The following is a 9,758-nucleotide window of genomic DNA, read 5'->3' as shown; positions in this document are numbered from 1 at the left end:
CGCGGGAGGTTCCGGGGGCGCCCCGGACCCCGCGCGGTCCGCGGCGCCCCCGGAACCTCCCGCGCCGGCCGTCCGGTCCGCACCGGCCGGCCGGCCGGAGCCCACCCTCCCCGCGGTGCCGTACGTCGGCGACGGCCCGCCCACGTACGACCCCGAGCCGACCGCCTGGCCTGCGGCCGACCCGGACGACCTCGACGACCTCGTCCCGGACACGGAGCTCGACGGCGCCCGGTACGGCCTGCTGACGATCCGCACGGCCTCGGTGCGCGGCGACTCCGCCCGCTACCGGGGCGAGCCGCGCCGCGACGCGGTCCTGACCGCCCGCTTCGGCAGCGGCGACGACGCTCTGCTGCTGATCGCCGCCGCCACCGGCCCGCGCACCTCGGACACCGCCCACCGCGCGGCCCGCGACGCCTGCACCTGGATGGCGGCGGCGGTGGGCCGTAGCCAGGTCCGGCTCAGCGAGGACATCCGCGCCTCCCGCCGGGGCTCCTTGAAGTCCGGCCTGCACCGGCTCACCGACCGCTGCTACGGACGGCTGCGCGCCCGCGGCGAGGACCTGGGCCTGGACCCGGCCGAGTACAGCGCCACGCTCCGCTGCCTGCTGCTGCCCGCCGACCCCGACTGCCGCATCCGCCTCTTCTTCGGAGTCGGCGACGGCGGGCTCTACCGCATCCGCGGCGGGGAGTGGCAGGACCTCGACCCCTGGCGGCCCGACGAGCGCGCCGAGACCGAGGACAGCCCGGCCGTACGCTTCCGCTTCCGCGCCTCCGTGGCCCGTTCCGGCGACACCCTGCTGCTGTGCAGTGGCGGACTGGCCGGGCCGCTGCGGGGCGAGCCCGCCCTCGTCGCCCGCCTGACCCAGCGGTGGGGCGCCGCCGAGCCCCCCGGCCTGCCGGCCTTCCTCGGCGACACCCAGACCCGGGTCAAGGGCTACGCGGACGACCGTACGGCGGTCGCCGTCTGGGATGCCTGACGCGGCCCCGGGGTGAGCCGCAGCGTCAGGATCTGGAACGGGCGGAGCGCGACGGCGACCGCGTCGCCCTCGCGTTCGGCGTCCTCCAGCGGCCTCTCCAGCAGGTCGGTGACCCGGGCGCGGGCGAGCGGGAAGCCCGTGGTGAGCGCGCCCGAGGCGCGGTCGCCCCGCGACTCGTACAGGCGCACCACCACGTCGCCGGAGCGGTCGTCGGCGAGCTTGACCGACTCCACGGTGATGCCGGGGTGACCGACCCGCAGCAGCGGCTGCAGCGGCGGCAGTGAATCCGCCCGCCGCAGCGGCAGGTTGAGCGCGAGCCCCGCCGCGACCGCTTCGCCCACCGCCGCTCCGGGCAGCAGGGCGTAGGTGAAGCGGTGCGTGCCCTGGTCGGTGTGCGGATCAGGGCTGTGTGGGGCGCGCAGCAGGGTGAGCCGGACGGTGGTGTCGGTACCGGAACGGCTCGCGTCGTGGCCGTAGGTGGAGTCGTTGAGCAGCGCCACCCCGTAGCCGGGCTCGCCGACGTGCAGCCAGCGGTGGGCGCAGATCTCGAACCGGGCCGCGTCCCAGCCGGTGTTGGCGTGGGTGGGGCGGTGCACGTGCCCGAACTGGATCTCGGCGGTGGAGCGCTCGGCGAGCACGTCGAGCGGGAAGGACGCCTTCAGCACCTTCTCCGACTCGTGCCAGTCGGCCTCCGTGAGCACGTCGAGCCGGCGGCTGCCGGCGGTCAGCCGCAGTTCCTGGACGACCCGGCTGCTGCCGAAGGCCCGTACGACCCGGACGGCGGCCCGCAGCGGGCCCTCCTCGACGAGTTCGACGGACTGAGCCGACGTCAGGTCGGTGTGCTTGCGCCGGTAGTGGCGGTCGATGTCCCAGGCGTCCCACTTGGTGGGGTGGTCGGGGTGCAGCTGCAGCAGGTTGCCGCGCTTCCCCGGCGCCAGCACCTCCCGGCCGGCGGTCAGGTCGCGGACGGAGGCCAGCAGCCCGTCCGCGTCGACGGCGACCCGCAGTAGGCCGTTGCCGAGCACGATCAGCCCGCCCTCCCGCACCGCCCGCACCGGGTCCGCGGCAGCGGCGCCCCGGCGGTCCAGGGCGGCCGCCGTGCCAAGCGCCGGGACGCTCGCGGCCACCACCGCCCGGCCGTCCGCCAGCGGCTGCGCGCCGCTGCCCTCCGGCAGGGCGGCCGCCGCCGTGACGTCCAGCTCGACGACCTCCTCCCGGGCGTACGGCGAGGCGTTGAGCAGGGCGGGGGAGCCCTGGGACCCGTCGCCGCCCAGCGCCCGCACCGCCCCAGCGATCAGGTCCTCCAACTCCTCCCGCACCGCCGCGTAGGTGTCGCGCGCCTCGCGGTGCACCCAGGCGATGGAGCTGCCCGGCAGGATGTCGTGGAACTGGTGCAGCAGCACCGTCTTCCAGATCCGGTCCAGCTCCTCGTACGGGTAGGCGTACGAGGACGCAGCGCCCAGCGCGGCCGCCGCGCACCACAACTCGGCCTCGCGCAGCAGGTGTTCGCTGCGCCGGTTGCCCTGCTTGGTCTTGGCCTGCGTGGTGTACGTCGCGCGGTGCAGCTCCAGGTAGAGCTCCCCGGACCACACCGGGGCCCGGTCGCCGTACTCGGCCTCGGCCGCCGTGAAGAAGGCGGCGGGCTTCTCGATCTCGACGCGGGGCGCCCCCTCCAGGGAACGCAGCCGGCGCGCCTTCTCCAGCATCTCCCGGGTGGGACCGCCGCCGCCGTCGCCCCAGCCGAACGGCACCAGGGAGCGGGTGGCGCGCCCCTTCTCGGCGAAGTTGCGCACCGCGTGCGCCAGTTCGCGGCCCGCGAGCTGCGCGTTGTAGGTGTCGACGGGCGGGAAGTGGGTGAAGACGCGCGTGCCGTCGATGCCCTCCCACCAGAAGGTGTGGTGCGGCATCTTGTTGGACTGGTTCCAGGACAGCTTCTGGGTGAGGAACCAGCGGACCCCCGCGAGCTTCGCGAGCTGCGGGAAGGCGGCGGTGTAGCCGAAGGTGTCCGGCAGCCAGACCTCCTCGGTCTCCACGCCCAGTTCGTCCAGGAAGAAGCGCTTGCCGTGCACGAGCTGCCGGGCCAGCGCCTCGCCGCCGGGCATGTTGGCGTCGGACTCGACCCACATGGAGCCGACGGGCGCCCAGTTGCCGTTCCTGACGGCCTGCTGGATGCGCTGCCACACCACCGGCTGGTGCTCCTTCACCCAGGCGTACTGCTGGGCCTGCGAGCAGGAGAAGACCAGCTCGGGGTAGTCGCGGGCGAGCGCGGTGACGTTGGCGAAGGTGCGGGAGGCCTTGCGGACGGTCTCCCGCAGCGGCCACAGCCACGCCGAGTCGATGTGGGCGTGGCCGGTCGCCGAGACGCGGTGCGCGCTGGCGTGCGCGGGCCGGGACAGTGCCCCGGCCAGTTCGCGACGCGCGTCCGCGGCGGTGCCGTGCACGTCGTGCAGGTCGAGCGCGTCCAGGGCGTCCTCCAGCGAGCGCAGGATCTCGTGGCGCCGGGGATCGTGGAAGTCCAGCTCGTGCATCAGGCCCTCGAGGACCTCGACGTCCAGCACGAGGTGCCAGACGTCCTCGTCCAGGACGGCCAGTTCGGCGGTGTCGAAGCGGTAGAGCGGCTCGGACCCCGCGGTCAGCACGTCGCCGAGCGGGGTCGGACGCCAGTCACGGAGCACGGCGGGGTTGGCCGCGGCTTCCAGCAGCAGGCTCACCCGTTCGCCCCCGGCGGCCGGACCGGCCACCGGGACATGGCGGTTGAGCGGGTGGACGCCCTTGATCGGCACCCCCTCGGCGTCGTACACCATCCCCTCGGCCACGAAGCCCGGGCCGTCGTTCCCGAACCCCGGGTCGATCACGGCCTCGACCCGGCGGCCCGCCCAGGCCGCCGGCACCGTGCCCTCCAGCCGGAACCAGCTGGTCGACCACGGCGGCCCCCAGAGCGTGCCCACGGAAAACGGTTCGAACGCTCCGTCCGACGAGGCCTTCAGCGCCTCACCGACCGGCACGGGCCCCCCTTTCCCGTCCTCCACATGCCACACCGACATGCCCAGCGGCACCCGGTCGGCGTAGCGGGCGGGCCGGACGAACTGGTTCATGGCCCTGGTCAGACGGCCCTCGACCAGCAGACGGTCGTCGTGCATCTCAGCTCCTCGGGTCGGCTCACCGGATGGATTCCCCGTCAATGCGCTGGTGTCCCGTAACGCCCGGAAGGCGGACGGGGTTTTCGGAGCATGAGAAAAATCGCGCGTCCCGGCGGGCTCTCCCGGCGCAGATTGCTCGGTGCCGCCGCACGGCTCGCCCCCATCGCCGCCGTCCCCTCCGTGTCCCTGCCCGGGACGGCGGCGGCCGCCACCGACCCGTACGCGGCGCTCGCCCGCGCGTCCGTCACCGAGTTCCGCAGCGCCTGGGACGCCTACCGCAGACTCGCCTGGGGACGCGACGAGTTGCGGCCGCTCGCCGGAGCCGGCTCGGACTTCTTCATCCCGGGCAGCACCCTCGGCCTGACGATCGTCGAGGCGCTGGACACCCTCTACCTGATGGAGCTGGACGAGGAGCTGGACGCCGGCGTCCAGTGGGTGCGCGACGACCTCGTGCTCGGCCAGGACGCCCCCGTGCAGGTCTTCGAGACGATCATCCGCCTGGTGGGCGGACTGCTCTCGGGACACCTGGCCACCAAGGAACCCGTCCTGCTCGACCGCGCCCGCGAACTGGCGGACCGGTTGCTGCCCGCCTTCACCCGGTCGCCCACCGGGGCCCCCTACCGTTACGTGAACCTGGTCACCGGCGCCGTCTCCGGCAAGGAGAACTACCTCGCCGAGATCGGCACCTGCATCACCGAGTTCGGCGAGCTGTCCCGGCTCACCGGCGACCGGAAGTACTACGACGCCGCCAAGAAGGCCCTGTGCGCCGTCTACGACCGCCGCTCACGGCTGGACCTGCTCGGCACCGGAATGAACGTCGAGACCGGCGCGTGGACGGGCACCACCGCCACCCTCGACCCGCCCGTCGACTCCTTCTACGAGTACCTCTGGGACGGCTGGGAGCTCTACCGCGACGAGGAAATGCGCACCTGGTACACCACCCTCACCGCGGCCGTCCTCACGCACCTGACCGAGCGCCGCTCGGGACGGCTCTGGTTCCGCCAGGCCGACATGCGCACGGGCGTCGGCACCGGGCACGCGCAGTCCGAACTGACCGCCTTCTACGCCGGACTGCTCGCCCAGAGCGGCCGCGTCGCCGAGGGCGAGGCCTACCACGACAGCTGGGCCGCCACCCTGCGCTCCTTCCGCCTGCCGCCCGAGAGCCTCGACTACCACGGCATGAGCGCCCTGGACGCCTCCTACCCGCTGCGTCCGGAGTACGTGGACTCCTGCCTCTTCCTGTGGCTCGCCACCGGCAAGGAGCTCTACCGGCAGCGGGCCGCCGAGATGTTCCGGCGGCAGAGGCAGTACTGCAAGGTGGCCAACGGGTACACCGTGGTACGTGACGTGACCGCCCGCCCCATGAAGCTGGGCGACCTGACCCCGGCCTACTGGTTCAGCGAGAACGCCAAGTACTACTACCTGCTGTTCGCCCGGGCGCGCCGCTTCGACTACCGCTCCCACTACCTCACCACCGAGGGCAACGTCCTGCGCGGCCTGCGCTGACCCGGGCGCCGCACGGGGCGGCGGACGGTCCACGGCGGACGGTCAGCCGCCCGCCGTGACCGTCACCTCCGCCTCGTGGTCCACGGGGAAGGCCACGGAGTTGGCGATGAAGCACAGCCGGTTGGCGTCCGCGTGGAGTTTGACGGCGGCGTCCACCATGGCGGCGGAGGCCACTTCCACCCGGGGCCGCAGCAAGGCCCGGGTGAAGTGGCCGCCGCCGTCGGCGGTCTCCTCCATCGTGCCCTCCGCCCGGTCGGTGTAGGAGGTGACCACGACACCGGCGACCGTGCACACGTGCAGGTACGACAGCATGTGGCACTGCGACAGCGCGGCCAGCAGCAGCTGTTCGGGGTTCCAGCGCGCCGGGTCGCCGCGGAAGGCGGGGTCGGAGCTGCCGGGTATCGGCGGTACGGGCAGACCGGGCGCGGCGATCTCGTGCTCCCGGCCGTACCCGCGGTACGTGCCGGTGCCCGTGCCCCGGTTCCCCGTCCAGACGACCTCGGTGGTGTACGTGTGGCGCTTGCTGATGTCGGGCACGGCTAACGCTCCTCCTCCGCCCCGTCCCGCTCGTAGGCGGCACAGGTGTCCATGACGTGCTCACGGGCGGCCGCGTGGGCCTCCCCGGCGTGGCCGGCGGCGATCGCGGCGAGCAGCCGGCGGTGCTGCGCGGCGACCTGACCGGGGCGCAGCGGTGCGGCCAGCGAACGCCGTGTGGAGACCTGGATCTGGTCCCACAGCCGCTCCAGCGACCCGGCGGCCACCGGGTTCGCCGACAGGGTGGCGATCCGGGCGTGGAAGCGCCGGTTGTGCCGGACGGCCTCGACCAGCCGGCCCGCGGCCGTGGCCTCCTCCGCGTCCGCCGCGAGCCGCTCCAGCGCGGTCAGTTCGGCGGGCGCTATCTCCCCGCGCCGCTGCCGCTCCGCGGCCAGCTCCGCCGTCAGGCCCTCCAGCACGCCCCGCACCTGGTACGCGTGACGCAGCGCCTCCGGCCCCATGTCGACCACGCTCACCCCGCGCCCCGCCGAGCGCACCAGCCCGTCGGCGACCAGCGCCCGGAACGCCTCCCGCACCGGCGTACGGCTCATGGCCAGCACCGCCGCGGCCTCGAGCTCGGTCAGGCGCTGGCCGGGCGCGTACACCCCGTCCAGGATCAGTTCCCGCAGCCGCGTGCGCGCGGCGTCCGTCTGCTGCACCCCACCACTGTATCCACTGTATGCATTGCATGCAATGCATACAGTGGATACAGGAGCGCTCCGTCCCCGGTCCATGACTGGACGTGGTCACGGTGGGGCATGCATTGCGCGTAGATGTTCGAACCCGAAAGGGCGTCAGCGGCCGGAGCGGAGCCGATGGAACGTCAGCCTGTCCAGCCGGGCGGCAGGGAGGCCGGGGGGCCCGTCGAGGCGCGCCGGCTGCACCGGCCTGTCCAGCACGCCGACCTGCCGGCCGTCGCCGACGTCCGCAGGCTGCTGCGCGAGGCGTTACGGAGCTGGGGCGTGCCCGCCCTCGCCGACACCGCCGAACTCCTCACCACCGAACTCGTCACGAACGCCCTCCGCCACACCGACCGCGGCGCCGTCCTCACCGTGACGCTGCTGGCCGGGGCCGACCACCGCCTGCGCGTCGAGGTCCGTGACTTCACGACCCGTCATCCGCGCCTGCGCGCCCCCTCCGACCGTCGCACCTCAGGCCGCGGACTGCTGCTCGTCCAGTCGCTCGCCGACGCCTGGGGGGTGCGCCCCGACGGGGACGGCACCGGGAAGATCGTCTGGTTCGAACTCGACGCCGGGGCCTGCTGACCCGCAGCCGGCCGCGCCGGCGCCTCCGGACGCGCCGCTGCCCCGGCCGGAGGTCCGGGCCGGGGCAGCGAATTTGACGAGGCGTCACAGATGCGTGGGATCAGCCGTACTGGCGCTCCAGGTCGGCGAGCTTGCGCTCCAGCGAGTCCAGCTTGGGGAGGGCCATGGTGTCGTCCTCGGCGGTGAGGTCGATCGTCGCACGGGCGACCTCCTCACGGACGGGCGACAGGGCGGGCCGGGAGCGCGAGGGCAGTTCGGCCTTCTCCGGTTCTATGGCAGGCTCCGCGCCGGCCTGGGCACCCGCCGCGGCCGAGGAGGGAAGTTCGTACTTGCTGCCGCCGCGGTTCCAGATCCGGTGCTGCCGGTTGATCGCCTTGATGCGGGCCCGCTCCAGACGCTCGTGCTCGCGGCGGCGCAGGGCCTCCTGCTCCTTGCGGGCGCGGTCCTCGCGAACCTCCTCGACGGCCTCGTCCAGGGTGCGGACGTTCTCGAGCAGCATCAGCGACCATGCGCCGTACGTCTCGCGGGGCGCACGCAGCCAGCGGACCATGCGGATCTGCGGCAGCGGCCGCGGGATCAGCCCCTGCTCGCGCAGGGCGGCCCGGCGGGTCTGCTTGAGGGCGCGGTCGAAGAGCACGGCCGCGGAGAGCGACATGCCCGCGAAGAACTCCGGGGCGCCGGCGTGGCCGCCGCCGCGGGGCGCGTGCACCCAGTTGAACCAGGCCGCCGCGCCCGCGAACAGCCACACCAGCAGGCGCGAGCCCAGCGCCGCGTCACCGTGGCTCGCCTCCCGCACGGCGAGCACCGAGCAGAACATGGCCGCGCCGTCGAGCCCGAAGGGAACCAGGTACTCCCAGCCTCCGGAGAGGCCGAGGTTCTGCTGGCCGAAGCCGACCAGGCCGTGGAAGGACAGCGCCGCGGCGACCGAGGCGCACCCGAAGAGCAGGACGTAGGAGGCCGTGCCGTACAGGGCCTCCTTCTTGCGACGCCGCTCCTCCGAGCGCTCCCAGGAATCGGCCTGACCCGTCTCCTCCTTGCGGGCCTTGCGGTTGCGCAGGAACACCGCCGCGGCGGCGAGGACCGCCAGACCCACGGCGCACGGGAGCGCCCAGTCCAGCGTTGTGTCCGTAAGTCTCATCGAGCGATTCCTTGCGTCGCAGTACCGTCGCGCTCGGGCCGCGAGACGGCGTCCGCGCGCCATCCTGGCGAACGCCTCGGGCGCGCGATGCGGTTTCAGGGCAAGAGAACGCCAACGGAGGGGTGGCGTGGGACGAGATCGTCAGAATACTCGAACTGGGGAGCGGGTTTGGTTCAGTTGATCGAGTCGAAACCTGTGACCTGACGGGTGATCGGATGACATGGGCGAAAGATCCACATGAGATGTGGCAAGCCTCGGACGATCTTGCCGGGGGAGAGCCTTCGCCCAGGGGGCTCGAAGCCGGTCGCGGAGCGTGTTGCAATAGATGGCGGCGCACGTTCCCCACGGGAGTGCGCCAGCGCACACGACTGTCCTAAGGAGCCTCTGTGGAGTACGCCCACCGCGCCGCGCGGCGCCCTGCGGCGCCCGCCGCGGCGGCCCCCGGGGTGCCGCCCGGCCACGACGAACGTGTCCGGGGTGCCCACCCGCACGCCGAGCCCGGCACCGAGGCCGTTCCGGACCGCGCCGAAGGGCTCCCCCGGCCGCGCCGGCTGCCCGAGCGGCACACCGTGCGGGACCAGGTCCTGCGTGCCCTGCGCGGCGCCCTGCTCACCGGCGAGCTGCGCCCGGGGGCCGTGTACTCCGCGCCCGCGCTCGCCGAGCGCTTCGGGGTCTCCGCCACCCCGGTGCGCGAGGCGATGCAGCTGCTGGCCCGCGAGGGCGCGGTGGAGGCCATGCCGAACAAGGGCTTCCGGGTCGCCGAGCGCAGCAGCCGGGACCTCGCCGACCTCGCCGAGGTGCGCGCGCTCCTGGAGGTCCCCGTCGTGCTGCGGCTGGCCCGCACGCTCCCCGCGTCCCGCTGGGAGCAGCTGCGCCCGCTCGCCGAGGCCACGGTGGCCGCCGCGGCCCTCGGCGACCGCGCCGCCTACGCCGAGGCGGACCGCGCCTTCCACCGCGCCCTGCTGGAGCTCTCCGGCAATCGGCAGCTCGTCGCCGTCGCCGACGAGCTGCACCGCAGGTCGCAGTGGCCGGTCACCGATGACCACGGCCACGCCCGTCCCGGGGCCGCCCCGGTGCGCGGCATCAGCGCCCGCTTGATCGCCGACGCCACGCAGCACGCGGCGCTGCTGGAGGCGCTGGTCTCCGGTGACCTCAGCACCGTCGAGTCACTGGTGCGCGAGCACTTCTCCGGGGCGTGA

At 73.8% G+C, this 9,758-nt stretch carries 8 protein-coding genes; 4 read left to right on the top strand and 4 right to left on the bottom strand.

Annotation, left to right across the window (positions count from 1 at the left end; genetic code table 11):
- A partial coding sequence (locus PV341_RS04815; RefSeq protein ID WP_500356822.1) for a protein phosphatase 2C domain-containing protein occupies positions 1-976 on the top strand: 976 nt, incomplete at its 5' end.
- On the opposite strand, the gene PV341_RS04810 is transcribed toward PV341_RS04815, so the two are convergent.
- Positions 934-4,116, bottom strand: coding sequence for an alpha-mannosidase (locus PV341_RS04810; RefSeq protein ID WP_500356820.1), 3,183 nt, complete (start codon positions 4,114-4,116; stop codon positions 934-936). The genes PV341_RS04815 and PV341_RS04810 overlap by 43 nt on opposite strands.
- Before the next feature lie 90 nt (positions 4,117-4,206).
- On the opposite strand from PV341_RS04810, the gene PV341_RS04805 reads away from it, so the two are divergent.
- Positions 4,207-5,622 (top strand): glycoside hydrolase family 47 protein, encoded by a 1,416-nt coding sequence (locus PV341_RS04805; protein WP_500356817.1) that lies wholly within the window; start codon positions 4,207-4,209, stop codon positions 5,620-5,622.
- A 42-nt stretch (positions 5,623-5,664) separates the two neighbouring features.
- Here the strand turns inward: PV341_RS04805 and PV341_RS04800 are convergent, their stop codons facing one another.
- Both PV341_RS04800 and PV341_RS04795 read right to left on the bottom strand, forming a co-directional pair.
- Positions 5,665-6,159, bottom strand: a complete 495-nt coding sequence (locus PV341_RS04800) for an OsmC family protein (protein WP_500321697.1) — start codon at positions 6,157-6,159, stop codon at positions 5,665-5,667.
- A 2-nt stretch (positions 6,160-6,161) separates the two neighbouring features.
- Positions 6,162-6,815, bottom strand: a complete 654-nt coding sequence (locus tag PV341_RS04795) for a GntR family transcriptional regulator (RefSeq protein WP_499514690.1) — start codon at positions 6,813-6,815, stop codon at positions 6,162-6,164.
- A gap of 156 nt (positions 6,816-6,971) precedes the next feature.
- On the opposite strand from PV341_RS04795, the gene PV341_RS04790 reads away from it, so the two are divergent.
- Complete coding sequence (locus PV341_RS04790; RefSeq protein ID WP_500321696.1) at positions 6,972-7,421, top strand: ATP-binding protein; 450 nt, start codon at positions 6,972-6,974, stop codon at positions 7,419-7,421.
- 100 nt (positions 7,422-7,521) lie between these two features.
- Here the strand turns inward: PV341_RS04790 and PV341_RS04785 are convergent, their stop codons facing one another.
- The gene (locus tag PV341_RS04785; protein WP_500321695.1) at positions 7,522-8,559 is read right to left on the bottom strand and encodes a DUF2637 domain-containing protein; all 1,038 of its coding nucleotides are present in this window, start codon (positions 8,557-8,559) and stop codon (positions 7,522-7,524) included.
- A 386-nt stretch (positions 8,560-8,945) separates the two neighbouring features.
- Between PV341_RS04785 and PV341_RS04780 the strand changes: the two genes are divergently transcribed.
- Positions 8,946-9,758 (top strand): GntR family transcriptional regulator, encoded by an 813-nt coding sequence (locus PV341_RS04780; protein ID WP_500321694.1) that lies wholly within the window; start codon positions 8,946-8,948, stop codon positions 9,756-9,758.

The sequence above is a fragment of the Streptomyces sp. PA03-1a genome (genome assembly GCF_033792805.1).
In the GTDB taxonomy this organism is placed as follows: Bacteria; Actinomycetota; Actinomycetes; order Streptomycetales; family Streptomycetaceae; genus Actinacidiphila.
Note: the sequence above shows the minus strand (reverse complement) of the source record. Positions and strands in the feature narration are given on the sequence as shown.